The 26948-nt window shown below is 62.7% G+C and carries 25 protein-coding genes and 1 pseudogene; 12 read left to right on the top strand and 14 right to left on the bottom strand.

Annotated elements, in window-relative coordinates; translation table 11 throughout:
* Nucleotides 1-4 precede the first annotated feature (4 nt).
* From LJ656_RS24850 to trpC, 6 genes are all read left to right on the top strand, one after another.
* Complete coding sequence (locus tag LJ656_RS24850) at nt 5-1171, top strand: thiolase family protein (protein ID WP_230512176.1); 1167 nt, start codon at nt 5-7, stop codon at nt 1169-1171.
* Nucleotides 1168-1473 carry a Zn-ribbon domain-containing OB-fold protein gene (locus tag LJ656_RS24855; protein ID WP_230512177.1) on the top strand — a complete coding sequence of 102 codons (306 nt, stop codon included), beginning with the start codon at nt 1168-1170 and terminating at the stop codon, nt 1471-1473. The genes LJ656_RS24850 and LJ656_RS24855 overlap by 4 nt, the downstream gene beginning before the upstream one ends.
* A 95-nt stretch (nt 1474-1568) precedes the next feature.
* Nucleotides 1569-2282: an SDR family NAD(P)-dependent oxidoreductase gene (locus tag LJ656_RS24860; protein ID WP_230512178.1), complete on the top strand. Its 714-nt coding sequence runs from the start codon at nt 1569-1571 to the stop codon at nt 2280-2282.
* 52 nt (nt 2283-2334) lie between these two features.
* Nucleotides 2335-3573, top strand: a complete 1239-nt coding sequence (locus LJ656_RS24865) for a dienelactone hydrolase family protein (RefSeq protein ID WP_230512179.1) — start codon at nt 2335-2337, stop codon at nt 3571-3573.
* A 115-nt stretch (nt 3574-3688) separates the two neighbouring features.
* Nucleotides 3689-4810 (top strand): porin, encoded by a 1122-nt coding sequence (locus LJ656_RS24870; RefSeq protein ID WP_230512180.1) that lies wholly within the window; start codon nt 3689-3691, stop codon nt 4808-4810.
* Nucleotides 4811-4915: 105 nt separating this feature from the next.
* Nucleotides 4916-5698, top strand: coding sequence for an indole-3-glycerol phosphate synthase TrpC (gene trpC, locus LJ656_RS24875; RefSeq protein ID WP_230512181.1), 783 nt, complete (start codon nt 4916-4918; stop codon nt 5696-5698).
* Here trpC and LJ656_RS24880 read toward each other — a convergent pair.
* The 3 genes from LJ656_RS24880 to LJ656_RS24890 all read right to left on the bottom strand — a co-directional run bounded on the left by LJ656_RS24880 (nt 5695) and on the right by LJ656_RS24890 (nt 8530).
* A complete protein-coding gene (locus LJ656_RS24880) occupies nt 5695-6441 on the bottom strand; it encodes an HAD family hydrolase (protein WP_230512182.1) in 747 nt (248 codons plus the stop codon). The two genes, trpC and LJ656_RS24880, sit on opposite strands and share 4 nt — an antisense overlap.
* Before the next feature lie 118 nt (nt 6442-6559).
* Nucleotides 6560-7534, bottom strand: a complete 975-nt coding sequence (locus LJ656_RS24885; protein ID WP_230512183.1) for a threo-3-hydroxy-L-aspartate ammonia-lyase — start codon at nt 7532-7534, stop codon at nt 6560-6562.
* A gap of 24 nt (nt 7535-7558) precedes the next feature.
* Nucleotides 7559-8530 carry an ornithine cyclodeaminase family protein gene (locus tag LJ656_RS24890; protein ID WP_230512184.1) on the bottom strand — a complete coding sequence of 324 codons (972 nt, stop codon included), beginning with the start codon at nt 8528-8530 and terminating at the stop codon, nt 7559-7561.
* Between the two features lie 236 nt (nt 8531-8766).
* Between LJ656_RS24890 and LJ656_RS24895 the strand changes: the two genes are divergently transcribed.
* Entirely contained in the window at nt 8767-9399 is a 633-nt protein-coding gene (locus LJ656_RS24895; protein WP_230512185.1) for a helix-turn-helix transcriptional regulator, read from the top strand.
* Nucleotides 9400-9478: 79 nt separating this feature from the next.
* Here LJ656_RS24895 and LJ656_RS24900 read toward each other — a convergent pair whose 3' ends face one another.
* Nucleotides 9479-9730: a DUF4148 domain-containing protein gene (locus LJ656_RS24900; RefSeq protein ID WP_230512186.1), complete on the bottom strand. Its 252-nt coding sequence runs from the start codon at nt 9728-9730 to the stop codon at nt 9479-9481.
* Between the two features lie 489 nt (nt 9731-10219).
* On the opposite strand from LJ656_RS24900, the gene LJ656_RS24905 reads away from it, so the two are divergent.
* The 3 genes from LJ656_RS24905 to LJ656_RS24915 all read left to right on the top strand — a co-directional run bounded on the left by LJ656_RS24905 (nt 10220) and on the right by LJ656_RS24915 (nt 14139).
* The gene (locus tag LJ656_RS24905) at nt 10220-11629 is read left to right on the top strand and encodes a spinster family MFS transporter (protein WP_230512187.1); all 1410 of its coding nucleotides are present in this window, start codon (nt 10220-10222) and stop codon (nt 11627-11629) included.
* Between the two features lie 396 nt (nt 11630-12025).
* On the top strand, nt 12026-13120 hold the full coding sequence (locus tag LJ656_RS24910; RefSeq protein WP_230512188.1) for a porin: 1095 nt from the start codon (nt 12026-12028) through the stop codon (nt 13118-13120).
* A 272-nt stretch (nt 13121-13392) separates the two neighbouring features.
* Entirely contained in the window at nt 13393-14139 is a 747-nt protein-coding gene (locus LJ656_RS24915; RefSeq protein ID WP_230512189.1) for a GntR family transcriptional regulator, read from the top strand.
* A 78-nt stretch (nt 14140-14217) separates the two neighbouring features.
* Here the strand turns inward: LJ656_RS24915 and LJ656_RS24920 are convergent, their stop codons facing one another.
* Genes LJ656_RS24920 through LJ656_RS24930 form a run of 3 tightly spaced genes read right to left on the bottom strand, consistent with a single transcriptional unit; the run spans nt 14218 to nt 18477 of the window.
* On the bottom strand, nt 14218-15600 hold the full coding sequence (locus tag LJ656_RS24920) for a tetratricopeptide repeat-containing protein (RefSeq protein ID WP_230512190.1): 1383 nt from the start codon (nt 15598-15600) through the stop codon (nt 14218-14220).
* Nucleotides 15503-15928 carry a PGDYG domain-containing protein gene (locus tag LJ656_RS24925; protein WP_230512191.1) on the bottom strand — a complete coding sequence of 142 codons (426 nt, stop codon included), beginning with the start codon at nt 15926-15928 and terminating at the stop codon, nt 15503-15505. Before LJ656_RS24925 ends, LJ656_RS24920 begins: the two co-directional genes overlap by 98 nt.
* A complete protein-coding gene (locus tag LJ656_RS24930) occupies nt 15925-18477 on the bottom strand; it encodes a tetratricopeptide repeat protein (protein WP_425606004.1) in 2553 nt (850 codons plus the stop codon). The genes LJ656_RS24925 and LJ656_RS24930 overlap by 4 nt, the downstream gene beginning before the upstream one ends.
* On the opposite strand from LJ656_RS24930, the gene LJ656_RS24935 reads away from it, so the two are divergent.
* Nucleotides 18370-18648, top strand: coding sequence for a hypothetical protein (locus LJ656_RS24935; RefSeq protein WP_230512193.1), 279 nt, complete (start codon nt 18370-18372; stop codon nt 18646-18648). The two genes, LJ656_RS24930 and LJ656_RS24935, sit on opposite strands and share 108 nt — an antisense overlap.
* A 189-nt stretch (nt 18649-18837) precedes the next feature.
* On the opposite strand, the pseudogene LJ656_RS35130 reads toward LJ656_RS24935, so the two are convergent.
* A pseudogene (locus LJ656_RS35130) lies at nt 18838-19098 on the bottom strand (DUF4062 domain-containing protein); the annotation flags it as partial.
* 68 nt (nt 19099-19166) lie between these two features.
* On the bottom strand, nt 19167-20015 hold the full coding sequence (locus LJ656_RS24945; protein ID WP_230512195.1) for a hypothetical protein: 849 nt from the start codon (nt 20013-20015) through the stop codon (nt 19167-19169).
* Between the two features lie 344 nt (nt 20016-20359).
* Between LJ656_RS24945 and LJ656_RS24950 the strand changes: the two genes are divergently transcribed.
* Complete coding sequence (locus LJ656_RS24950; protein WP_230512196.1) at nt 20360-21373, top strand: Gfo/Idh/MocA family protein; 1014 nt, start codon at nt 20360-20362, stop codon at nt 21371-21373.
* 76 nt (nt 21374-21449) lie between these two features.
* On the opposite strand, the gene LJ656_RS24955 is transcribed toward LJ656_RS24950, so the two are convergent.
* The 5 genes from LJ656_RS24955 to LJ656_RS24975 form a co-directional block, all read right to left on the bottom strand.
* Nucleotides 21450-22787 (bottom strand): 3-hydroxyacyl-CoA dehydrogenase, encoded by a 1338-nt coding sequence (locus LJ656_RS24955; protein WP_230512197.1) that lies wholly within the window; start codon nt 22785-22787, stop codon nt 21450-21452.
* 7 nt (nt 22788-22794) lie between these two features.
* The gene (locus LJ656_RS24960) at nt 22795-23577 is read right to left on the bottom strand and encodes a crotonase/enoyl-CoA hydratase family protein (RefSeq protein ID WP_230512198.1); all 783 of its coding nucleotides are present in this window, start codon (nt 23575-23577) and stop codon (nt 22795-22797) included.
* A gap of 68 nt (nt 23578-23645) precedes the next feature.
* On the bottom strand, nt 23646-24629 hold the full coding sequence (locus tag LJ656_RS24965; RefSeq protein WP_230512199.1) for a PDR/VanB family oxidoreductase: 984 nt from the start codon (nt 24627-24629) through the stop codon (nt 23646-23648).
* Nucleotides 24630-24648: 19 nt separating this feature from the next.
* Nucleotides 24649-25890 (bottom strand): Rieske 2Fe-2S domain-containing protein, encoded by a 1242-nt coding sequence (locus tag LJ656_RS24970; protein WP_230512200.1) that lies wholly within the window; start codon nt 25888-25890, stop codon nt 24649-24651.
* A 32-nt stretch (nt 25891-25922) separates the two neighbouring features.
* Complete coding sequence (locus tag LJ656_RS24975) at nt 25923-26924, bottom strand: amidohydrolase family protein (RefSeq protein ID WP_230512201.1); 1002 nt, start codon at nt 26922-26924, stop codon at nt 25923-25925.
* Nucleotides 26925-26948 lie beyond the last annotated feature (24 nt).

Here is a 26948-nt window from a genome sequence, read left to right on the forward strand (position 1 = left end):
GAATATGACACTCGACAAATGCGCGGAAGCACTGCTGACAGCCGGTGTGGAAGTGCCGTATCGGCGCCAGGCGACGTCGGAATCCACCGGCGACCTGCTTGCCCGGGCGTTCGCCGCCGCGCTCGACGAATCGGGGTTCTCGGCGAAAGACGTCGACGGGCTTGGCGTAGCGTCTTTTACGCTCGCTCCCGACCATGCGATCGATCTCGCCTGGCGGCTCGGGCTCAGCCCACGCTGGTGCATGGACGATTGTCACGGTGGAGCAAGCGCCATCAATATGCTGCAGCATGCGATACGCGCAATCGAGCATGGCGACGCGAACGTCATTGCGCTGGTGTCCGGTGACCGGTTCGAGCCGGCCGACTTCAAGCAACTGGTCGATCACTACAACCTGACGACGCGCAACTGGTTACGGCCGCTGGAGGTGGGTGGGCCGAACGGACTGTTCGCGATGCTCACACAACGCCACGCGAAGCGTCACAACCTGACCCGCCGCGACTATGGAGAACTTTGCGTCGCGCAACGCGCGTGGGCGGCACTGAACCCGTGTGCAGTCTATCGAGCGCCACTGACGATCGACGACTATCTGGAAGCGCCGATCATCGCTGATCCGTTGGGCCGCTTCGATTGCGTACCCGTGGTTTGCGGCGCAAACGCCGTGATCATCGCGCGCGCCGATCTCATGCGTCGCGCCCGCAATGTCCGGGTGCGTTCTCTGCAATGCCGTTACAACGGCGATCACCAGACAGGCGACGGCACGCAGACTTCATTGGCGACGATCGCCGGCGACTTGTGGCGGCAGGCTGGTGTCACGCCGGAGGACATCGACATGGTCTCGGTCTACGACGACTACCCGGTGATGGCGATTGCGCAACTGGCTGATCTCGGCTTCGCGCCCGACGGCGACCTGCGCGCGATGATCGCGCGCATCAAATCGCGCGAACTGCCGGTCAATACATCCGGTGGTCAACTGTCCGCTGGGCAGGCAGGAGCCGCGGGCGGCATGCATGGTCTCGTGGAGGCGCTGACACAGTTGCGCGGGCGTGCGGGGGCGCGGCAGGTGCCGAATGCCCGGCTCGCGGTCGTGAGCGGCTATGGAATGGTCGAGTATCGCTACGGCATGTGTGCGAATGCCGTCGTGCTCGAAGCGGTTGAGCGGGGTGAGCAATGACACTTAAGGTATTCCAGTGCAATCAGTGCGGTTCGACCGTATTTCCCGCGCGCTATTTCTGTTTCGAATGCGGCGGAGCCGAGTGGCACGAGCGAGTGGCCGAATCCGGCACTGTCAATGAATGGACGACCGTGCGCCGTCGCGTCGGTGCGCAGGACGGCGGTGACGTGCTGGTTGCCAGCGTGACGACGGATGCCGGCCCGGTCGTGATCGCGCGACTCGAACGCCCCGTGCGGGTGGGCGACGAAGTCAGCCTTGCAATCGACGAACAGAACCGCGTTCTAGCGCTGCCGATTGCCTGACCCCAGACGGCAGTTGTTCGTCGAACGATGCCACCTCGGCGTCAAATCACAACGTATTTTCAAACTGACGCCTCAGTCCAGTTCAGGAGGTAGTAATGCAAATTGAAGGCTGCGTGGCATTTGTGACGGGCGCCGATCGTGGGCTCGGTGCAGGTTTGCTCGAAAAGTTGCTGGAGCGCGGCGCGCGCAAGGTCTATGCGGGTGTCAGGAAAAAAGGGGGCCTTGCTGACGGTGATCCGCGCGTCGTGCCGGTAGAAATAGACATCACGAATGTCGAACAGGTGACGAGGGCGGCGTCGAACGCGAAAGACCTCACGCTGCTGATCAATAACGCCGGACTCAATCGGACGCAGCCGGTACTGGAGACCAATGACGCCGAAGCGGCGCGTGCCGAAATGGAGGTGAATTACTTCGGAACGTTGAACATGATGCGTGCATTCTCACCGGCGCTCAAAACCAACGGCGGCGCGATCATCAACATTCTTTCGATACTCGCGCGCGTCGCCTTGCCGGCGATGGCGTCGCTGAGTGCATCGAAGGCTGCCGCTCTTCGAATGACCGAAGGCGCACGAGCCGAACTCGCGCCGCATCGCGTGCGAGTGATTTCCGTTCTGCCCGGACCCATCGATACCGAGATGAGCCGGGATGTTCCGCCTCCGAAGATACCGGTCGCAGAAGCCGTCGACGCCGTGCTGGCGGCATTGGAAGGCGAGCAGGACGAGGTCTACATGGGCGCGATGGCACAGGAAATCGCTCACGGACTCGCCGCGGATCGTCAGGCTCTGCACGCGCGCCTTTTGACGCTCTGAAAAACCTCGGACACCGCAATAACGTTGAATTGAGTAAAGGACGAAGAAAATCATGAACGGTGAATTCATTGACATTGACGCCGGCAACGGCCAAACCTTTTCTGCGTATCTCGCGCGGCCCCGGCAAGGTTCCGGACCGGGTTTGATCCTGTTGCAGGAAATCTTCGGCATCAACGCCTACATGAGGGAAACGGCCGATCGATTTGCCGAGGAAGGCTATGTGGTGCTGGTGCCCGACCTGTTCTGGCGCATGAAGCGCGGTGTCGATCTCGGCTACAGCGGCGAGGATTTCGCCACTGCGCTGCGATATAACGACGAGTTCGATGTCAATCTGGCAATAACCGACATCGCATCGACGATCAAGACCCTCCGCTCGCTCGAGCAACACGTTGGAAAAGTCGGCGCGGTTGGCTATTGCCTGGGCGGCAAACTCGCGATGCTGGCGGCCGCTCGCACGGAAATCGACTGCGCCGTCAGTTACTACGGGGTGGGCCTCGATGCCTATCTGGATGATGCGCGGTCGATCCGCTGCCCGATGGTTTTTCATTTCGCCGGTGACGACGCGCTGTGCCCCGAGGCAACGCGCGAGACGATCCAGTCAGTGCTTTCTACGCTGCCCGCGGTCGAGCAATACGTGTATCCAGGGTGTGACCACGCTTTCGCGACCCCGCGGCGTGAGCACTTCGACAAGCCGGCAGCGATGATGGCCTATTCGCGCACCATCGCGCTGTTGCGTAAGGTACTCGGACCGGTCTATGACCTGAATTCGCTCTGGGAACTGCATTGCTATCACGAGTTCGAGTCGCGCGATGTCGATTCGATCTTGCCGACCATGGTTGCCGCGCCGTACGTCAACCACGTGCCGACCATGACGGGAGGAGTCGGACACGACGATCTCAAACGGTTCTACAAGTATCACTTCGTCCACGCCAATCCGGCGGACACGCATTTTATTCCTATCTCGCGCACTATCGGCGCGGACCGTATCGTCGATGAATTCATTTTCTGTGCTACTCACGATCGCGAGATCGACTGGATGCTGCCCGGCCTCGCGCCTACGGGTAAGTACATCGAGATCCCGATGCTGGCAGTCATCTGTTTCCGTGGCGATAAGCTCTACAACGAGCATATTTACTGGGACCAGGCTTCGGTTCTGGTGCAGATCGGAGTTCTCGATCCCACGGGACTGCCGGTTGCCGGAATTCGCACTGCAAAGAAATTGATAGACGAGACATTGCCAAGCAACGAGTTGATGAGGAACTGGGCATCGAGTGAAGGAAAGCCGATCTAAGGTTCTGTAGCCAGCGCGACGCCTGACTGTCGGCGCAAGCGGGATCCTCTAGTCGAGCTTTGCTTTCAAACGAAAATGGTGCCCCCTTGCGGGCATCGGCCATACAGGTTCCGTCATGAAAATCAAGTTAGGTGTACTGGTGGGTGTGGCGTTTGCGTCAACTCCGGCGTTCGCACAAAGCTCGGTGACGATGTACGGGATCATCTCGAATGGGCTCGGTTATGTGAGCAATCAGGGCGGCCACAGCAACTGGACGATGATAAGCGGAGCCAACCAGAATAATCGCCTGGGATTCAAGTTGACGGAAGACCTCGGCGGCGGTCTGTCGGCGGTCGGAACCCTGGAGAACGGTTTCGACAGCAACACTGGCAAGCTCGGGCAAGGCGGGCGGATGTTCGGACGGCAGGCATTTGTCGGACTGTCGAGTGCAACCTACGGGACGATCACTTTCGGCCGGCAGTACGACGTGCTGTGGGACTACTTGAACCGTATCGAACCACAGGCGATGGGCCCGGGTCTTGGCGTCAGTGTCGGCAGCAACGACAACATCGAAGGCAACTTCCGCTACAACAACGCGGTCAAGTACGCGAGTCCGGTCTGGGGCGGCTTTGGGTTCGACTCGCTATACGCGTTCAGCAACAAGGCCGGCAGCTTCCAGCAGAACAGAGCGTTCAGTGCCGGTGTCAATTTCGACAGGCGTACGCAACGCTATTCGCTGGTCTACGTGCAAATCGACCATCCGGGCACGGCCAACCCAGCTGGCGCGGTGAGCGACGACTATGCCGGCGGCCCATTCCAGCTGTTTCATACCAGCCCGCTCAGTTCTTCGGTGGGCGTGCGCAAACAGCGCGTGATTGCCGGGGGCGCCGAGTACAGGTTCGACAAACTCGGCATTGCGGGAATCGTTTCCGATGTCCGCTACAACTATCTCGATACGACGAGTCTGCATCTGGACAATCTCAGCGTGGTGGGTGCGTACCAGCTAAATCCGGCACTGTCCGTATCGGTTGCCTATCTATATACGCACGGCAGCTACGGCGGCGTCGTCTCGAATCCGCACTGGAACCAGGGACAACTGAGTGTCGACTACTTCTTTTCGAAGAGAACGGACGTATTCGCCTACGCCAACTACATCCGTGCTTCCGGATCCAACGCACCCGCCGTCCTGTTCCTCTCGTCGCCATCGAGCAACAGGGAGCAAGCGGCTGTAGTGGCAGGGATACGTCATAAGTTTTGAGGCCGGGCTCGCGTCAAGCGAGCTAACCGGCCCGGCCTCTGCAATCCCTGAAGCAGTACTTTGAGTGTCGGCTATATCGGGGCAGACAATGGTTTGGACAACAGCATGAATACGATTCTCGAGCGGATTGTCGACTGCAAGACTCGTGAAGTTCGGCTGGCAGCGGAACGCATGCCGCAAACTGAACTTCGGGAGATTGCAGCGACTGTCGACTCAAGAGATTTTATCGCCGCGCTTCGCCGCAAGCGTAGACAAGGGCTGCCTGGCGTCATTGCCGAGGTGAAGAAGGCGAGTCCGTCGGAAGGGATTTTGCGGCCGGACTTCAATCCGGCGACTATCGCGGCCTCGTATGAGCAAGCCGGCGCCGCCTGTCTCTCCGTGCTTACCGATTGGACGTTCTTCAAGGGAACGGCATCGGACCTTGCTGCGGCGCGCCGCGCGTCAAGCGTGCCGGTTCTTCGAAAAGACTTCATCGTGGATGCTTACCAGGTTTGGGAGGCGCGCGCAATGGGCGCCGACTGCATCCTGCTTATCGCAGCAGTCCTCGATTCCGGCGCGATACGGGAACTGGAAAGCCTCGCGTCAGAACTAGGCATGGCCGTGATCGTCGAGATTCATAGCGCTCATGAGCTGGACACGGCACTAACGTTGAAGACGCCGCTGATAGGCGTGAACAACCGCGATCTGGCAACCTTTGCAACGACCATTGAAACAACCATTGCGATGCGCCGTCTCATCCCCGACGACAGGATCGTCATTTCGGAGTCGGGCATTCGGACCGCGGACGATGTGAAAAGGCTCCGTTCAGTGGGCGTAGATCATTTTCTCGTCGGCGAAGCGCTGATTCGCGCAGAGAACCCAGGTGAAGCGCTCAGGCAGATCTTTTAACAGGCAGTGCTCCGCGGCGCCGATATTAGTGAACCGGGCCCACCCACCGCCTGACACAGCATCGCCAGATCGCGAATCTTCAGATGCGGACGTGAAGCGTTGAAGCCACCGCCTTCCGCCTCGGTGAAACCATCCCGAACCAGCCACGCAGCCTGCAAACCAGCATTCAGCGCGCCGACAACATCGAGATTGAAATCATCGCCAACATGCAGCAACTCCTCAGGCGGCACACCAACCGACATGGCCGCCTCCAGAAAAATCCCCGCATCGGGCTTTCCACAACCGAACCCCTCGGCGCTCAGATGCGCGCGAAAGAACTCCCCGCATCCAACGAGCTTCAGATCGGCATTGCCATTGGTGACCGCGACGAGCGGAAACCGGGCACTGAGCCAGCTCAATGCCGGCAAAACATCTTCATAAAACTCGACTTTCTGCCGCGCCAGATAGAAAACCTCGTAAGCAGCTTCCGCGAGAGCGACATCCTCGTTTGCCAACTCCAGCGCGAGCCGGATCGAGCCCAGTCGCAACGCGCGGAAGTTGCCCGCCAGATCCGGACGCGAGAGTTCGTGTTCGTCGCGCAGCGTGCGGAGCGCCTGCGCGGTGGGCAGTGCTAGAGCAGTTCCCGGCGCCTGCTCTAGCAGCCACGCGTGAAGAGCGGCTTCAGCCCGCGCGACCGCCGGTCCGAATGGCCAAAGCGTGTCATCCAGATCGAACGAGATGGCCGATACTTTATTCAGGCGCATAGCGATTGCAGAAGTGTTGTGGCGATCCGTATCTGACCGGGGACGGAAGCCGGAGATATCGAGCAGTCGAGCCGCCCGGCGCTGGCCTCAATGTTGCCAACCCGCTCCGCGGCATTCATCAAACAGCCGCCGCCGCAAGCGCACAGAACCGCTCGAGGTCGATATTCCCACCGCTGATCAGAACCCCGACGCGTTTGGCTTTCAACGAATCCTTCATATTCAGTGCACCCGCCAGCGAAAGGCACCCGGTCGGTTCCACGATCATTTTCATCCGCACCGCGAAGAATTTCATCGCGTCCACCAGTTCCGCGTCCGATGCCGTCAGGATGTCGTTCACATCGCGTTTGATGATGGAGAACGTGTAGTTGCCCAGATGCTGGGTCTGCGCGCCATCGGCGATGGTCTTCGGCGTGTCGATATGAACGATTTCGCCGCTTCGGAACGACCGTTGACCGTCGTTGCCCGCTTCCGGCTCGACGCCGTACAACGCGCATTGTGGCGCCAATGCGCGAGTCGCCAGCGCGCTACCCGACAGCAGACCGCCGCCGCCCAACGGCACGAACAGATAGTCGAGTGCGCCGACCTCCTCGAATAGCTCCTTCGCGGCAGTTCCCTGGCCCGCCAGAATGTCCGGATGGTCGTACGGCGGAATCAGCGTGAGGCCGTTCTCTTCAGCAAGACGCCGACCGATGGCTTCGCGATCCTCGGTATAGCGGTCATAGACGACCACGTTCGCCCCGTATCCTTTCGTCGCGGCAACCTTCGCTGCGGGGGCGTCGTGCGGCATCACAATGGTTGCCGGAATGTCGAGCAGCTTCGCGGACAGCGCAATTCCCTGCGCATGGTTGCCCGACGAGAACGCGACCACGCCGGCTTTACGCTGCTCGGGCGAGAACTTCGCAAGCGCGTTGAAGGCGCCGCGGAACTTGAACGCACCCATCCGCTGAAGGTTCTCGCACTTGAAGAACACTTGCGCACCGGTGATTTCATTGAGCGTGCGCGAGGTTTGCACCGGCGTGCGATGCGCGACGCCGGCGATCCGGGCGGCAGCGGCCTCGACGTCGGCATAGGTGGGAAGCTCGAAGGTAGTCATGTCGGACTCGAAAGTGGATTTGATTTACCAGGGCCATGCGACGGACGTGCCGAGATGCTCTGTCTGCGCATGCCGATAGAGAAACTCTGCAACCGTCAGGTCCTGTAATGCAAGGCCGGTCATATCGAACACGGTGATGTCGGTCGCGGCGCGCTCGAAAGAGACCGTGCCGGCCAGCAGGTCGCCGATTTCCGTGCACGGCAACGACGGCGCCCACTGGCATTCGCCGATGCTGCGCGCCTGAACCTCGTCGTCGACGAAAATGCGCGCGCGTTGCAGCACTGCGTCAGGCAGTTCGCGCTTGCCGTCGGTGTCGGCGCCGACGCAGGTCAGGTGCGTGCCGGGCTGCACCGCGGCGGCCTCGAACAACGCACCGCCGCCCGGCGTCGCGGTAATGACGATATCGCTGTCAGCAACCGCATCGTTGCGGTCTTTCGCAACGCCAATTGCGCACCGGTCGTGAAAAGCGGCCTCGAACGCCGGGTCGGTCGCACCGCTGACATTCACGTATTGAACCGTGCAACGCTGCGGGAGCAGTTTCAGTGCATATTGAAGCTGAACCCTCGCCTGAACTCCGGTACCGAACACGCAGATCCGCGTGCTGTCCTGCCGTGCGAGTTGCTGTAGTCCCAAACCGCCGGCGGCGCCGGTGCGCGCGGTGGTAATCGCGTTGCCGTCCATGATGCACAGCGGGCGGCCAGTCGAAGGATCGAACAGAGCAATGGTCGCCTGATGCGGTTCGCCGCCGGCGCCCCGGTTGGCCGGCCAGAATCCGGCCGCCTTGAAACCGAGAAGATTGCGGCTTGCGATGTCGCCGGACTTGATGCCGAACACACCCCCCGTATGCAACTTCTCGCGCACGACAGGGAAAATCCGTCCGGCTCGCCGGCTGTGCAGGATGAATGCTTCGCGAACCGCGGCCATGACCTGCTCGGCTTGCAGAGCAGGTTCAACCACATCGCGGTCGAGAAGGAGCAGCTTTGCATCGGTCGGCATGGTGACGGTTTCCCAATTGGACGATTCGGCGATCTATACATTATGTCCAAATATGGACAAAGTATCAAGATGGTTGTACCGGGTGGCAGCGGCGCCAATCCGGGCCGCGACGAACGAATATTCGCATAATCGCTGCTGATTTCAGCGCCGGCAATCGGCAACGACACGAGCAACATCTCGCGCGCGCGAACGGCAAAGAGCCTATACAATGCGAAAAATTCTGGATGAATCGTCCAATGACCAGGCGCAAACTCACTCGCGAGCAGCAGACAATCCTCGATCAGGTCAAGCACATTGCCGCCGGCCTGGGCGAAACGCTCGCGCCTTTTACCGAGGTCGTGGTCCACGATCTGCGGCATCCGAAGAACGCGATTCTGGCGATCCACAACAACCTGTCCGGGCGGCAGATCGGCGACCCCGCGACCGAACTCGGCCTCGCGCGCATTGCCGATGCCCAATACCCGCAAGTGCTGGCGAACTACGCCAATCGTTTCGCGGATGGCCGGCAAGCGAAAAGCACCTCGATCGGCATCAAGGACTCGGACGGGCACTACATCGCCGCGCTGTGCCTGAATGTCGACGTGACGCTGTTTCGCGGCATGGCCAACATGCTCGAACAGTTTTCCGCCCCTAAAACAGACGGTGTCGACGAATCGCTGGAGCACTCTGGCGCGCAGTCGCTGCGCGAGCGGATCGATCGGTTCGCGGTCGCCCTTGCGACGACACCGCAAGCGCTGCGCACCGACCAGCGCCGGGCGTTGATGCAGGCGCTAAGAGAAGAGGGCTATCTCGATCTGCGGCGCTCGATGGAGACGGTCGCCCAGCATCTGGGCGTCTCGCGCGCGACGGTCTATAACGACGCCAGATAAGACAAATGCCGCCCGTCGCGGCATTTTTTTGAAGCAGGGCCGCGGGCGCGGCGGCGGCCCCAGTTCAACGCAATTCCGGCTACGGGTTACGCGGCTGCGCCTGCTGACCCTGCGCGGCGCGTTGCGCGTCGAGCCGCTGCTTCGCGGCGAGCACGCTTTCCGGGTAATGCACCCAATCGATCGGGTAATAGCCGACGGCGGCCAGATCGACCACCTCTTGCCGCACCTGCTGACGCGTCGCCGCGTCCTGACGGCTGGTTTGCGCGACCGACGGCATCGCCACCGGCGCGAGCGCGACCGCGACCGCGCAGATCTTCAAAGTCGTCTTCATGTTGGGCACTCCTTGCGGCGTCGGGCGACGCCCTGTTCATGACATTGCGGCGTGACTTTACGTGGCAGTACGGAGCATCACGAGGCCGTACACGAACGAGTATAGGAGCGCGGTTTCTTCGCTGAGACAGGGCTTTTTAGCCGGCGCAATGGCTGGCGTCGCTGGTATTTTTGCCTGCGCCGCAAACCGGCGAGCGGTCGTTTCCGGTGACCGTGAACGAGTCTTGCGACGCCCATGCGTATACCAATTGCCAACTCGTCACGCTCGCCGGCAGTCATGCCGAACCCTTTCCCCCGCTAGGTGAAAACGATGATGAGCGCGGCGGCCGATTTCCTTGCGCGTCATAAGTTTATGGCCCAGAATCAGAAAAAATTCCACGGGACGCTTGTGGCATATTTAAGGCGGCTTTTGGTCCAATCAATCAGCCGCGCGCTCGGCTCGCACGGGCGTCCGCCCGCTGCTCGCGGCGGAAATACAGGAGACAATCAAATGGAAGAGCTCACCAGCCTCAATGTGCGGGCGGGGACGGCCCGCGGCAGTTGGTATCGACGATGGTTCCTGCTTTTGCTGATCCTGGTATACGCGTCGAGCTTCGTCGACCGGATCATCATCGCGGTCGTGGGCCAGGCGATCAAGGTCGAAATGAACCTGAGCGATTTCCAATTGGGTCTGCTCGGGGGGCTCGCGTTTTCGATCTTCTACACCACGCTGGGCATCCCGATCGCGCGGCTCGCCGAGCGCTTCAACCGGGTGATGTTGATCTCCATTTCGATCATCGCGTGGTCCGCGATGACCGCGCTGTGCGGCACCGCCGGGACCTACTGGCAGTTGCTGCTGTATCGGCTCGGTGTCGGCATCGGCGAGGCGGGCAGCACGCCGACCGCACATTCGCTGATCGCCGATCAGTTTCCGCCGGCGCGGCGCGCGAGCGCGCTCGCGATCTACGCGCTCGGCCCGCCGATCGGCGTGATTGCCGGCGCGCTGGGCGGCGGCTGGGTGGTCCAGCATCTGGGTTGGCGGCCGGTGTTTTTCGTGGTCGGTCTGCCGGGCCTGATCTTCGGGCTGCTGACCTGGCTGACGCTGCGCGAACCGAAGCGCGGCGGCGCCGATCCCGACCTGAAGCTGGTCTCGCAGGAAGTGCCGCCGCTGAAAAAAGTGCTGGCGCTGCTGATGTCGAGCAAGGTGTTCGTGCAGATGCTGCTCGGTACGGTGGTCGGCGCGTTCGCGCAGTACGGGATCAACATGTTCATCCCGGTGTATCTGGTGCGCGTGTACGGGATGAGTTTCGCGCAGGCCGGGCTGATTTTCGGCCTTGTGGTCGGGATCGGCGGGATTGTGGGCAATACGCTCGGCGGCTATTCGGCGGACTGGGCCAGCGCCCGCGACCGCCGCTGGTATGCGTGGGTGCCGGCGCTCGGCACGTTCGCCGGCTTTCCGCTGCTGGTGCTCGCATTTCTGCAGCACGACTGGCCGCTCGGCGTCGGTTTGCTGTTCGTCGCGACGCTGCTGCTGAACGTGTGGAACGGGCCGACTTTCGCGATCGTGCACGGTCTGGTCGAGCCGCGCATGCGCGCCACCGCGGCGGCTATCGTGTTCCTGGTGATGAACCTGATCGGCCAGGGCTTCGGGCCGGCGACTATCGGCTTGCTGAGCGACCGCTTCGCGGCGCGGGCATTCTCAGGCGGCGACTATCGGCTGATGTGCAGCGGCCAGGGCGGCGGCGCACACGCGGCGCACGGCGCACTCACCGCGGTGACCGATCCGATCGCGCTGGCATGCCGGGACGCGTCGGCAGTCGGCGTGCGCTACGCGATGCTCACCTTGACCGTGGTGCTCGCATGGGCCGCACTGCATTACTTCCTCGCGTCGCGCCATATGCGCCGGCGCGAAGCCGCATAAAGCCGCGCGCAGCGGCCGGTGCCGGCCGCTCGCGCAGCGACTTCGCTCGCGGCGGGCGCTTTGGCTAGCGCTCGCGGCATCTTCCAGTACCGGCCCCGGCGTCCGCCGCGCGGCCTGATTCAGCTCCCTGTTTCGAGGTTCTCTCCATAGGCTCGCCCATGGTCCGCCTTTGCGCGTGGTAACGCCGGCGCGGGCGGCCCGTGGCCGGCGTTCGTCCGCCGCCCATGGCCGCTGCGGCGCTTGTTAGGCCCAAAACCGGGGCCGAGCGGCCACCTGCTCTTTAGCCTTTGTGGAACGCGTAAACCCGAATTATAAATGCCAAAAAGCGCAACTAGTATCTGCAAATAACAACGTGGTATTTATTAAAAGTAGTGTGGTATTCATAAGGAGATAGACGTGAAGAGACTGACCGCAGTTGGGGCAATGACGCTGGCCATGACCGGGGCCGCACACGCGCAGAGCAGCGTCACGCTGTACGGCATCATCAGCACGGGGATCACCTACATCAGCAATCAGGGTGGCTCCAGCAACGTGAAGCTCGATAGCGGGATCAACCAGGCGAGCCGCTTCGGTCTGCGCGGCGTGGAAGACCTCGGCGGCGGTCTGCGCGCGGTGTTTACGCTCGAAAACGGTTTCGACCTGAGTAGCGGCAAGCTCACCAACGGCGGCGCGCTGTTCGGCCGGCGCGCCTATGTAGGTCTGTCCAGCGACCGCTTCGGCACGTTGACGGCCGGTCACGACTACGACTTCATCTATGACTTCGTGACGATGTACACCAACGTCGCGCAGTTCGCGCCGTCGTACTCGTTCCACCTCGCGTACGACATCGACCGGCTGGCCGGCGAGCCGGTCAACAACGCGATCAAGTACAAATCGCCGACGCTCGGCGGCTTCACAATCGGCGCGATGTACGGCTTCAGCAACGTCGCGGGCGCGTTTGCCGGCGCGCCGGGCAATCCGCGCGTCTATAGCGCGGGGATCAGCTATGCGCCGACCGGCAATCCGACGCTGCCGTTCTCGCTGGCGGCCGCGTACACGAAGACCGACGGCGCCAACGGCACGCTCGCGCAGATCGCGCTGAACGCGAAGTCGATCGAGACCGCGGCGCTCGCCGGCCGCGTGCAGTTCGGCGGCGCCGCGGTCAACGCGGTGTACACGTACACCAATGCGACGCCGACGCTCGGCGGCGGCGCGCTGCTCACGCACGTGTTCGAAGGCGGCTTGACCTACCAGTTCTCGCCATTCCTGAATACCGGCATCGGCTATGCGTACGTCGACCAGCGCAACGGCAAGTTCCACATCGGCAGCGCGGGCGTCGATTACCGGCTGTCGAAACGCACCGACGTGTATCTGTTCGGCACCTACCAGCACGCGTTCGCTGGCGCGGGCAAGGCCGGCAACTTCCTCGTCGTGACCCCGGCGACGACGGTCGGCTATTCGTCGAACAGCAATCAGGCCGCGGTGCAGCTCGGGATTCGTCACCTGTTCTAAGTGCCGGAGCCGGGTGTTGCGCGAAGTACTGGACCCAACACCCGGGCCTGTTCCGGCCCCTGCGCCGCGTGCATCTCCCGGCTCGGAGACGTATGCGGCGGCTGTCGATTGAATATGCCAACAAGGTATGATTGGTGTTGGCTAGAATGCTTCCGGTGTGCTGGGTCCGCGTTTTGCGGGCTGCGCGGGGATTTCGACGCAGCCCGCGAGGTTCGGCCCGCCGCGCGCATTCGACGACAAATTCAATATCACTACCCCAGGCAGGACTAACGATGAATCAGGTTCCGAGACCGAGCCGCTCGACCGAGATCAAATCGATTCTCGAAACAGAAATAGAACAGGGCGAGTTGCCACCGGGTGCATCGATGGACGAGCGTGCGCTTGCCGCGCGTTTCGGCGTTTCCCGTACTCCCGTGCGCGAGGCGCTACAGCAACTGGCCGCGCAGAGCCTCGTGCAGATCGTGCCGCGCCAGGGCGTGTTCGTCGCCAAGATGACCGTGCCGCAACTGCGCGAGATGCTGGAGTTGCTCGGCGAAATGGAAGCGGTGTCCGCGAAGCTCGCGGCGCGGCGGATGAGCGACACGCAACGCGATGCGCTGACGCGCGCGATCAACGCGGGCGTCGAAGCACTCGAAGCGGGCGACGGCCGGGGCTTCGCCAAGGCCAACGAGGCGTTTCACGACGTCATTTACGCGGCTTGCCACAACGAATATCTGGCCGGTCAGATCCGTTCGATTCGCCGGCTGATCGGTCGCTACCGGCCGAAGCTCTTTTTGACGCCGGTGCGTCGCGCAAAGGCGCTCGAAGAGCATCGCAAGCTCGGCGACGCGCTGCTGTCGGGCGACGAGGCAGCCGCGCAAACGCTGATGATGGAACACGCGCCGGTCGGTGCGGCGGGCTTCTCCGAGTTTCTGGCGACGTTGCCGCCCGAGTACTTCAGTACCGCGGCGCCGGTGGCGGCGGACTTTTCCGGCGCGGGCAATAGCGGGGCGCTGACGCCGCAGGATAACGCGGGCTAGCAGTGAGGGCGGGGCGGTCGCCGATCGCCCGACGCGTCTGGTTCGCGCGGGCATCCGCTGCGCCTCGCTAGTTCTGCGTCAGCGCGAAACGAGCGCGTGCATCGTTTCCCAATAGCGGGTTTTCGGCAGGAACTCCAGATGCACCCGCAATTGCGCGGCGGTGCGCGCCCATGGTCCTGTCGGGTTGTCGGTCGCGCTGGCTTTCGCGTAGAGAACCGAAGCCAGCCAATCGTTGCCGACCAGTAGTTGAGCCTCCGCCAGCGTCGCGACCATCCAGTAATTCACCGTGCCTTCCAGAGCCTCGTCGCTGGTGATCTTTTGCTCCGCCAGCAGATCGATGGCGGCTTGCGCATGCGAGCGCGCGAGCGCGGCTTTGTCCATCCAGAGAGCCGTCGCCGCGATATTGATCTGCAGATAATGGCTTCTGGGCGCATCGGCAACCGGCAGCGTGTAGGTGTCGTACGCGCACTTTAGATGAGCGCTGATCCGCGACTGTAGCCAGCGCGTTTTATAAGCGCCGCCGAGGATGCCGATGGTTTCGATATCGAGCCGCCGCGGATTGCCGTTGCGCAGCGGCAGCAACAGACGTATTGCCTGTTCGGGATTTTGTGCGCGGCTGAAATGCAGCGCCCGAATCTGAGTGATCCGGCGATTGTGAGGAAACCTGTCTTTTGCTGCGCGGGTAAAGCGATCCGCCGTTGCGGCGTTGCAGTCGACCAGGCGTTCCGCGACGAATGCGGCAGTGGCCGAATCGGCCAGCAACGGCTGAAGCTGATCTTCGTGCGTGGACAGCGCGACCATTTCGGGCTGACTGCCTGCCGCCAGCGTGCGCAGCATCGGGGTGCGGGACGACCAGTCGTTCCATGAAAATGACTGCGATGCAGTGCTCGCGCCGCAGGCGGACACGAACCATTCCACCCACAATTGCAGTAACGCGACGATGGTCGCTTCCTCATCGACGAGAACCGAACGTTCGAGGTGGCGTGCCTCGTTCGCCAGTCTGCGGATCGCATGCCCGCACAACAGCGCACCGTCGCTGACCTTGCCGGATAGAGCGAGCGTATCCAGGCTCTCTATCACCGTTGAGCCCGCGTATAGATGATGAATCTGCAGCGCCGCGCTCGCGAGTCCCTCGACGATACGGCCGGCATAGAACGCGACCGCATCGGGCAGGCCTGCTAGGTGAAGTCTCGCCAGCTTCTTCAATTCATCGAGCAGGGTTTCAGGGCCGACGTGGAAATTGGCGCAGACGGCAAGCGACGCTTCGTGGGGCAGTTCCCATGTACTGGACATAAGTGCGAATTTGATAAAAGGCGGCGGAGTATGCGGCGGATTGTGCGGCGGAAGAAGCGATGAGACGACGCTAAGCTTCGGCCTCGTAGGTTTTGGCAAATATCGACGCGGCCACGACCCATACTTCGCCGCTGTCGCTTTCGACGATGAAGTCCCCGCTGGCGACATGCAAAGTCCCGCGCGCACCCGCAAGCGCCAGGTCGGTCGGCGCGTCCGCGCGCCACGCCCATACCTGCTCGCTCACCTTCACATAGCTGCCGTTTTCACCGTGACGGGTCGGCGCAAGCGGCGCATAGGTCGCGAAGAACCGCTCTCTTGGCACCGGCCAGAGCTCGCCCTCGACGCCGGTCAGCAACGCATCGCCGCGCGCGTATTGCACGGTGCCTTCGAGCGTTTCGAGCTGGCCGGCAGCGCCGGCAAACGACACCTGCACCCGCAGCGGGCGCTTGCATGTGCGGAACGCGCCGGCTCTGGCGGCGATGCTCACTCTGTTCATTTGCGGCGTCCTTTTCTCGGGCTCGTGCGCGGCTTCATTCTATTGAGCGTAATCAACTGCCGCATTTCATGCGCCCGGCGCGCGCCGGTCTCGCCATTGGCGATAAAAATGGCGAGCGCGCGTTCGAACAGCCGGTTCGCGTTGCCTCGCTCGAATGGGTTCGCGGACGCATGCAGATATTGCGCCAATTGATAGCACGCTTCGCCAGTATCCATATGCTGCTCGGGAAGAGCGGCCTCGCGAATTTCCAGCACCCTTTCGAACAACGCGCGAGCCTGCACAAAATCGGCACGCCGCTGGGTTTTCTTCAGGTACGTCGCGAGATAGTTGCAACTGTCGGCGACATCGGGATGCCATGGTCCGAAGATCGTCTCGCGAATCCGCAGCGATTGCTCGAATAGACCGCGGCAGAGGCCGAATTCTTCAATGTTGCCCGAGTCCTCTAAACACAGCGCCAGATTGATATTGGCGCTCGCTATGCTGAGCCAATCGGGCTCGGTCGCATTTGTGTGAATCCGATGGGCGCGGAGCAGAAGTTCACGTGCCCTCGTGCGATCCGCCGGCTTATCGGTTTCGCGCAGATATTTACCGACATTGCAGCAGACGTCGCCAACCGCTTTGTCGTGCGGGCCATGCGTGGCTTCGATCGCGCTGAGCGCTTTCTCGTAGAGAGCCCGGGCTGCAATAAAGTCATCCGGATCGTTCGATGCAATCAGGCACTCGGCCAGATTGTTGTAGCGGTGAGCGACATCGCTTTCGAGTTCCGCAATGCCTTCGCTGATCGCAAAGGCTCGCTCGAGGTAGCGGCGTTCGCCCGCGAAATCCTGCTGCCGGTGGCAGACCATGCCCAACTGGTCGAGTGCGTCCACGCGTTCGCGCTCGAGAGCCGCCCCTGTATCTGCTGCGTCAGCGGCGGCATCGGCGGCCGCTTCCAGTCGCTTCAGCAGCGACTCCAGCAGCGCGCGCGCCGGGCGATGGTGATCGACGGCAAACACGCCGAGCAGACTTGCCAATCCGCTAATGGACGTTTTCTTTGCCAGCAGTTCTTCGGTCGAAAAAGCGTCGATGGTGTTTTGCCAGCACTCCAGTACGGCGTTTATTTCGTCGCCGAGCGTATCGATGGCGGCGCGCAGGGTCGCCCATTCTTCCTGATACAACCCGAGCGGCAACGGCAGGAACCCGAGGTCTTGCCGCAACCGCTCGCGAGCGGCCGCCTGATCCGCGCCGGGAATCCGCGCGAGCCAGCTTATTTGCGTCAACGCCTCGTTGGCCGCGCGCAGTTGCGCGTCCCGCATCGCTGTGTCGTAAGCAGGACTGAAATACGCGTAGAGACGCCGCCGGATCGCCGCTTCGCCGGCGTGGGCGAGCACGGCGGCGTCGAGCATCCGGTGCATCGACGCACGATTGCCCTGTTTGCTGAGCAAAACGGCCTGGAACGTGTTGATCAGCCGTGACAGATAAATTTGCGGCAAGCGCGGCTTGCCGGTACTCGCGTCGACCGGGTCCGCCGGCAAAGCCAGAAGCCCGGCGATTTCGCTTTCGCCGAGTCCGTTGCGCGCGGCGCCGAGCAGCGCCATGAAATCGGCGGCCAGGGTCGGCTGCTCCGGGCGGTTGTAGGCCGGATCGAGCAGGAACTGATGCAGGAACAGGTGCGATGCATCGGGCGAAGCCAGCACGCTATCGAGCAGTGTGTCGAGACTCGCGTGTCTGGCATCGAGGCGGAGTTTTTCCAGCGCCAGGGTAAGGTACAGCGGGTTGCCGGTTTGCGCGGCGTCGCTCAACTTGCGAATACCGGCCTCGGGGAGAGCTTTCGAATAACGCCGCAATGTTTGCCGGACCAGCGTGGCTTTGCTTGCGTCATCCAGAGCTGGGACCGCGATGCCGGTGAATTTTCTGGCCGCGTCGTGAGCCGGGGTGTTTTCGGCGGCACTGACAACGAGCACGGCATCCGCTGAAAGGGCCGCGGTGAACGGCGACAGATTGCGCCCACCGTCCACCAGTTGATCGAGGCCATCCAGCAGTAGTGCAAATCGGACCGGTCTATCCGCGCCTGCCTTCTGTTCGAGGCGGCGAGCGGCATGAGAGAGCCAGGTTGATAGCTGTTGCCATTGCTGCGCGGGACTGGTCGGAATCGGGCCAGTCAGATCCGCGATCTGCGGGTGCAGTGTCTCGTAAAGGCGCTGTAACCAACCGTTGAGCGTATTGATCTTGTCGGCGCCGAAATAGTGATCGAAAACATGCCACTGGAGGCTATGCGACTGCGTTTCGAGTTGCTGCGCGAGGTCCGCGATGATCGAGCTTTTGCCGAATCCCGATGGCGCGCTCAAAAGGATTGCGCCGCGAGCCGGTTTTTCCACACGCTGATACATCGCGCGCAGTAACGCGTCGGTGACCTCGGGACGCGCAATGAAATTCTGCAGACGCTGCTGCCGGAAGCTCGCGTGCGCTTGCTCGCTTTGCTGCAGCGACGTCGGGGTGGCATCCTGCGGGAACGCGGCGTCGAGTTGCGCGAGCAGATAATCTTCGACGCATTGTCCGAACTGCTCGATTTCCGCGTAGTCGGTGCCGGTGAAATAGCCGCTTTGGCGAATTCGCGTTTTCAGCGCGGCGAGTTTGCCATTGGCGTTGTCGTAAAAGCGCGGATTGGCGAGAGCGGCGCGCGAACCCGTTTCCTTCCCGCAGAGCCGTTCGGTAAGCGCGGGGTCGCGCAACAGAAATAGCGCATGCCCTTGCAGTTTCGCTTCGGCGTCCGCACCCAGCACCGCGAGTTCCATTTCGAGTTCGGTGATGCTGATGTTCTGCTCGATCGCCGCTCGAATGGGCTGCGCATACGGAGAGTCGGCGCGGGTTTCCCAGTACGAAGCCAGTTCCTGACGGGTCGGAATCCAGCCGTAGCGCTCGCCCAGAAAACCGATAAAGAACGGCGGAAAGTCGCGGCACCGGTCGATTTCAGCGAGGCAGATTTCGACTGTCGCGCCATTTTTCGCGTCCTCTTCGGTGATACCCCAGCGCAGATCGATCTCGGTAAAGCCGACATTGCGAGCGAGACAGGCCGCCCGAACTTTGGGAAACACGTACTTCGCGAGATAGGTGCGTTCGCTCTCCATATCGTTGAAAGTACTGGAGAGAAACACGCGGATTTCACGCGCCGACGACTGGGTAGCAGACATTTCGTATTTCGTGCTTGCGGATGATAGAAGCAGAACCGACGAGGCCTAACGAGCCGGTGGACCGATCGTTAGCCCGGGATCAATTCGCTGGCGCTGGACTTGTCGGCCCATTCGCTGTCGCGCTCGCTGAGCATCAGCCACGCGCTGCGCGCTTCCGCGATCAATTGCGCATCGGTTAGCGTTGCCGACGAAACCCGCTTCAGAATAGTGTCGAGCGTGCCGGCCATCCGCTCGTGTTGTTCGGCCAGACCGCTGATATCGAGGAATGCATTGATGCCGTGAATACCGCCCAGCAGTGCGGGCAGGAAGGCGGTCCCGAGAATCAGCCACGGATGGTGACCGATCAGCTCCAGCTCCGACAGCAAGAGCCCGATCGCGCAACCCAATGCGACGAAAAACACCAGCCAGCTCAGACGTTTCGCACCTTGTTCGATGAGTTCGCAATCGTGGTGCTTTTTGCGGTTGTAAGCCACCTGTTGCTCGAGATCGATCCGGATGCGCTCGTGAAGCTGCTGTCTGACGGCGGCACCGTCGACAGCGCCGTGTTTCAACGTGGCTTCGAATTCGAGCAGCAGACGCTGTAAAGGCCGATAGCGAAGCGCCTCGGCCGCGCGCCGGGCAGCGATCCAGCGCTGTTTCGCGCCATTGGGCCCGCTCACGCGCAGGATCAGCACCAGCGTCGCGATCATCATCGCGACCTTCAGCGCGCCCATCGTTTGCAGCGTATGGGCGTCCTCGATCTGCAACGCGACCGGCGCGATCGCGCAGAAGATCACCGCGATGCCGAGATAGCCGATCAGGATGCCCGCGCCCCGGTATCGTCGCCCCCATTTGTCGGCCTGCCGGTCGAGGTACTCGAAGTCGCCGGCATCGGCGATGCGAGCTGGCGCGGCAGCGTGGCGCCTGATATGAAACATGCGGCCAACCAGAGCCAACGTCTTCAGGTGTAACGAATGCAGATCTGGAAAGCGGGAATGGAGAAGCTTCATGGAGAGGGTGCGGTGAGAAATCCGGCGGTTGCCCTGGCAGCGATCCTCTTTTTAACGGTTTAGCTTTCGGAAACTTTAGGGGACGCTTACGACATAGCGGATTGACCCGCCGCACGATGCGGATTACCCGCGTGAAGCGCGGCGGCCGAGTGTAAACTGAGCGCCTTTCCCAAATGCGCGGACTCGCCGATTTGCCTTATTCGCCGATTAGCCGGTTCTCGCGAATGCTCAGGCCGTTCGACCGCTGGGATACTCGATCGAAAAGGAATCGCATGGCAAAGAACGAAATCGTCTGGGGTATCCTGGGCGCCGCAAAGATCAACGACAAAGTTGTCGTGCCGATGCACCACGCGCCCAAATGCCGGGTAAAAGGCATTGCTTCGCGCTCCGCCGACAAGGCGCGCGAAGCCGCGGCGAAATACGGTCTGGCGGTTGCGTACGACAGTTACGAAGCACTGCTGGCGGACCCGGAAATCGACGCGGTCTATATTCCGCTGCCCAATCACGTCCACGTCGAATGGACGATCCGCGCCGTCGAGGCCGGCAAGCACGTACTGTGTGAAAAGCCGCTCGGTCTGAACGCTGACGAGATCGAGCAACTGATCGCCGCGCGCGACCGTACCGGCCGCTACATTCAGGAAGCGTTCATGGTCCGCACGCACCCGCAATGGCTGCAGGTGCGCAGCCTGATCGACGACGGTGCGATCGGCCAGTTGCGGGCCGTGACCGGTGCGTTCACCTATCACAACACGAACGCGGACAACATCCGCAACCGCCCGGAATTCGGCGGCGGCGGTCTGCTCGACATCGGCTGTTATCCGATTACGACGTCGCGTTTCGCGCTGCGCCGCGAGCCCGCGCGAGTGGTCGCGCTGATCGATGAAGATCCGGTATTCAAGGTGGACCGGCTCGGTTCGGTGCTGATGGATTTCGACGGCGTGCAGGCGAGTTTCTTTTATTCGACGCAGACGCAGCCATACCAGCGGATGCAGTTCCACGGCGACAAAGGACGGATCGAAGTCGAAATTCCGTTCAATGCGCCGAACGATCGGCCGACTCGTTTGTTGCTGAGCGAGCGTGGCGACGACGGTGTCGTGACCGAACGCTGGCTGGAAATTCCTGCCTGCGATCAGTACGGGGTGGCGGCCGCGACGTTCGCCGACGCGATCCTCAGCGGTACGCCGCAGGCTAATTCGCTCGAGGACGCGCGCGCGAATATGCGGGTGATCGACGCGGTGTTCCGCTCGGGCCGCTCGGGCGAGTGGGAAAAAATCACGGACAAGTAAGCGCAAAAAAACCGGCGCGGCCATCAAGCCGCGCCGGCCAACGGAAGCGCTGGGAGCCCGCTTCCACGCCTTCACCTCAAGCAAGCGTTGGCAGATCGGCGAACTTCTTGCCTTCGCGCGCGAGCCGTTCGAGCAGCGGCGCCGGCTTCCACCAGTAGCCGTCCTGCGCATAAAAGCGCGAGATATCCCGATACACGTTATCGAGCCCGATCTGATCGGCGTAGTACATCGGGCCGCCGCGTTTGGCCGGAAAGCCGTAGCCGGTCACGTAGACGACGTCGATATCGCTCGCGCGCAATGCGATGCGTTGTTCGAGCAGCTTCGCACCTTCGTTGATCATCCCGTACACGCAGCGTTTGATGATCTCCTCGCGTGAGATCGCGCGGCGCGTAATGCCCATGCGCGCCGACTCGTCGACGATGTACTGCTCGACTTCGGGGTCGCGGTGCGGGCTGCGGTCGCCGGCTTCGTAGCGATACCAGCCTTTGCCGCTTTTCTGGCCGAGCCGGCCCATCTCCACCAGCTTCATGATCAGATCGTTCCAGCGCCGGTCGGTCGGCCGCGTCGCCATCTGCGCCTTGCGAGTCTGATAGCCGACGTCGTTGCCGGCCATATCGTGCACCGCGAAAATCCCCATCGCGTAGCCGAAGTCCTTCAACGCGGCATCCACCTCATGCGGCAGCGCGCCGTCCTCGACGAGGAAATGCGCTTCACGGTTGTAATTGCGAAACAGCGCGTTGCCGATAAAGCCCGGATACACGAGCGAATAGACCGACACCTTGCCCATGCGCCGGCCCAGTTCCATCAGCGTGATCACCGCGTCGTCCGAAGTGAGGTCGGCGCGCACGACTTCGAGCAGACGCATCACGTGCGCGGGGCTGAAGAAGTGGGCGCCGACCACGTCCTGCGGGCGCTGCGTGACCGCGGCGATCTCGTTGATGTCGAGGCCCGACGTGTTGGTCGCGAGAATCGCGCCGGCTTTCGCGTACTGGTCCAGCTCGTCGAAAATCCGCTGTTTGAGGCCGAGATCCTCGAATACCGCTTCAATCACGATATCGGCTCTCGCGACATCGGCGAGCGCGGTCGAGCCGACGATCAGCGCGAGCCGCTGGTCGCGCGTGGCCGGATCGAGCTTGCCGCGTTTGATGCTCTGCTCGTAGTTGTCACGGATGCGCGCGAGGCCGCGTTGCAGGCCGGCGTCGTCGGCGTCGATCAATGTGACCGGGATGCCGGCGGCGGCGAGCGCCATCGCGATGCCGCCGCCCATCGTGCCGGCGCCGATCACGGCGGCCCGTTCAATGCTGCGCGGCTGCACGCCGGGCGCCACCGGGATGTTGGCGGCGGCCCGTTCGGCGGCCTTCACGTGCGCGAGCGCGGCGGCTTCCTGCGGGTTCAGTTCTGCGGGGGCGTTCATGCGTTGATTACTCCGGCTTGACGAGCCTGGCGTTGCCGTCCACGAAATGTTGCAGACGCGCGGAGGTTTCGGGAGAGCGCATCATGTTCGAGCTCATGTACTCGAGGAACAGACCGTCCTCGTGCGACAGATCGTTCACGCGCGGCAGCAGGTTGGTGATGCGCCAGTTGGTGTCGGGCACGTTCTGCGCGATCTTCGCGGCGAGTTCGCGCGCTTTCGCGAGCGCGCCGCCCGGCTCGGTCAGGTACGTGATGATGTGTTCGCGCTGGCCTTCCTCGGCGGTGAGCAGGCGGCCGGTCAGCATCATGTCGGCCATCATCGTGTAGCCGACCACGCGCTGGATGCGCACGGTGCCGCCGCCGCCGACGAAAATCCCGCGCTGTCCCTCGGGCAGGCCGAAGAAGCAGGTCTGGTCGCCGACCCGCACGTGCGCGGCGGTCGCCAGTTCGAGACCGCCGCCCACTACCGCGCCGTGCAGCGCGGCGACGAACGGAATCGGCCCGCGCGCGATGATGTCGAACACCTCGTGCCACGAGTGGCGGCGGCGTTTTTTCGGCGGCGCGCTCTGGCCGCTTGCGCGCGCCAGTGCCTCGCGCAGATCGAGGCCGGCCGAGAAGTTGCCGCCGTGACCGAACAGCACCGCGCACATCGCTTCGTCGCCGGCGCGATTGACCGCGTCGCGCAGTTGCGCGATCACCTCTTCGTTGATCGCGTTGCGCTTGTCGGGACGATTCAGCCCGATCAGCGCGACCGCGCCGTCGAGTTCATAGGTAACCAGTGTTTCGCTCATACGGCGCTCCGTTGGAATCAGGTCTTGTGAGAGTGTTTAGCGGCGCGGGGCCGCGCTTATAGATGGAGCTATAGATCGAGCACCAGCCGTGCGCCGCGGCAGCGCGATACGCACACCTGCATCGTTTTGCCGGCCGCCTTGTCCGCGTCGGAAAGATAGGTATCCCGATGGTCGATCTCGCCCGCGCAGACGGCGGTCGAGCACAGCCCGCAGTAGCCGGCGCGGCAGTCGTACATCACGTCGGTGCCGTGTTCCAGCAGCGTGTCGAGCAGCGATTTGTCGGCCGCGACCGTCAGCACCTTGCCCGACGTTTTCAGTTCGACTTCGAACGGCTGATCGCCTGCCAGCGGCGCGATTTCGGTAAAGAGTTCGTAGTGCAGATCGCAGTCGTGCCAGCCGCGCGCGTGGGCCGCGCTCAGTACCGCGTCGATCATGCCGGCCGGCCCGCACACGTAAATAGGTTGATTGAGTTCGCAGCCGGCGAGCAGCGCGTCGATCGACAGCCGGCTTGCGGGATCGTCGTCCGCGTGCAGCACGAGCCGCTCGCCCGCGAACGCGCGCAATTCGTCGACGAACGGCAGCGCGTCGCGCGTGCGGCCGCTGAAGTGCAGCGTGTAGTCGCGCTGCTGCGCGTGCAGTTCGGCCGCCATCGCCGCCATCGGCGTGATGCCGATTCCGCCGGCGATCAGCAGCACCGCCGGCGGCGCGGCGAGCGGAAAGTGATTGAGCGGCGCGCGCACGGTCAGCGTGTCGCCGGCCCGCAGCGTATGCATGTGCCGCGAACCGCCGCGGCCGTCGTCCTCGCGCCGTACGCCGAGCCGATACGCGCGCACGCCGGCGCGCGTATCGAGACCCGGTTCGAGGTTGATCAACGAGTACGAACGCCACTGCGGGGCGGCGCCGTCGCCGCCGGGGATTTCGACCTGCAGATGCGCGCCGGGCGCGTAGCCGGGCAGCAGCGCGCCGTCCGCGGCTTCGAGCGTGAAGGACTTGATCAGCGAGGTCGGCGCATCGACGGCAACCACGCGCAGTTCGAGAGTAGCAGCGAGCATCGGAGTCGTTCCGTGAGACTTAGCCGGCGGTGCGCGTCAGCACGCGCCAGTCGGTGCCGGCATCCACCACGCCGCCGACCGACACGGCCTGGGTGTAATCGAGTTCGGGGCTGTCGGCGAGCGTCGGCGTCTTGCCCGCGAGGAATTCGCGCGCCGCCTTCAGCAACTGCGCGCGCACCCGCAGCACCGCGCCGTCGGCCGAGCACAACTGCTCCTGGGTGCGGTCGTAGATCGGCCCCTGGCCCAGGAACATCGCGAAGTCTTCGGTGCCCAGGTGCTGGTAAAAGCCGGTCGCGTGACCGCGCTTCATCAGATCGCGGTTCTGGCCGAAGCTCTGTTCGCGTGGACCGGGCGGCAGCGGCGGGAAATTCCATACGTCGGGCGTGGCCGACATGATCGTCATGCCGAGCGGCCGGTGCGGGTTGTACTGGATGAACCACGCGCGGTGCGTGACGTCGTCGACCGGGGTCGACAGGAACACCGTGGTCGGACCTTTCGCGTCGGGCGGGCAGATGATCCCGTACCACGGCATCACGAAGTTGTTCACGCGCGCGTAGACCTTGCCGTCCGGCGTATCGCGCAGCGCCGCATAGCGATAGCCGTACGGCCGGTCCTCGAATTCGAAGCGCGGCGCGAGCGCCTTGCTCATCAGCATCCGTTCGTTGCCGCCGCCCGCGGTGATCTGCGTGGTCGACTCGTGCAGCACGCCGACGTGCGACGAATCCATCGACGCCTCGACCGCCTGCACCCAGTTGGTCGGCACTTCGACGCTGGTCACCGAACGGTGCTCGGGCGGCAGGTCCATGAACGGCAGCTCCGGAAAACGCGGCGCGGTTTCGCCCTTGCCGAGCCACACCCACACCACGCCGCCGCGTTCCTGCACGCGATACTCGCTGGTCTTCACGCGCTTGCAGAACTGCGCCTGATCGCCGACCTGATTGGGCGCCTCGATCACCGCGCCGCTCGCATCGACTTTCCAGCCGTGAAAGATGCAGCGCAAACCGTTGTGCTCGTTGCGCGCCATCATCAGCGACGTGCGGCGATGCGGGCACAGTTCGTCGACGAGGCCGACATGGCCGTCGGTCGCGCGAAACGCGACGTAATTGGTGCCGAGCAGCCGCACCAGCACCGGCGCGCCGTCCGCTTCGAGTTTGGCCGACGGCACGGCCGGAATCCAGTAATGCTGACGAATCATCTCGCCCATCGGCGCGCCGTTCTCGACGCGGGTGAGCAGTTCGTTGTCTTCGCGGCTCATCGCCATGACCAGTTCTCCTCGCGCGGCGCGCTAGCGCGTCACGCCTTGTAGTTGCGGAATGCACGCGTATAGACGCGTGTGCAATTGCATTCGAAGATGTTCTTGCGCTGTTCTTCGCTCAGCCATTCGATGCTTTCGATCACCGGCTTCATGTCGTCGTAGTCGCGGCCCGAGACCGGATCGCGCGCGCTGCCGGTGCCGGGTTTTTCGGTGCCGAACATCACGTTGTCGGTGCCGGCCACTTTCAGCAGTAGCTCGATCGAATCCTTCGAGTAGTTGCAGGTGTCGAAATAGAGCTTTTTCAGCTGTTGGTCGAACGTTTGCGCGTCGTTGCGGCGCACCGCCCATGAGCGGAAGCGGCCCATCTGATACGGAATCGCGCCGCCGCCGTGCGCGACGATGATCTTCAGGCCCGGGAATTTCTCGAACACCTGCGATTGCAGCAGCGAAATCACCGCGATGTTCTCTTCGTTGATGAACTTCAGCGTGTACGACTCGCGCGGATTGCAACTGCCGGCCGAGTGAATCAGCGCCGGCACGTCGAGTTCGGTCATCGCTTCATACAGCGGATACCAGAACGGATCGCCCAGGCCCGCCGGCGCCGGGCCTTCGCCTTCGGTCGGATCGGGGTTCAGCAGCGTGCCGACGAAACCCAGCTCGTTCACGCAGCGCTTCAGTTCGGCGACGCACTTGTCGGCCGGCGACTCGTTCATGAATTGCGGTAGCCCGGCGACGCCGCGGAAGCGGTCCGGGAACATGTCGACGAAGCGCTTGATCAGGTCGTTGCAGTGGCGCGTCCACAGTTCGGTCACGCGAGCCGGCTTGACCGAATGCATCTGCAAATACGGGCGCGGCGAGATGAACTGCACGTCGGTGCCGACCGAATCCATGCTGCGCACCAGTTCTTCGGCCTGCTTGCGGACCGCTTCGTCCGGGATGTTCGGCGTGGTCGACGGATTGGCGCGGCCGCCGACCAGTTCAGCCATGTAGCGGAAGCTTTGCGGGGGCATGACGACGTGGGCGTGGGAGTCGATGATCATGATTGAGCCTTTGCTTTCGTTTCG

The sequence above is a fragment of the Paraburkholderia sejongensis genome, from assembly GCF_020880815.1.
GTDB lineage: Bacteria > Pseudomonadota > Gammaproteobacteria > Burkholderiales > Burkholderiaceae > Paraburkholderia > Paraburkholderia sejongensis.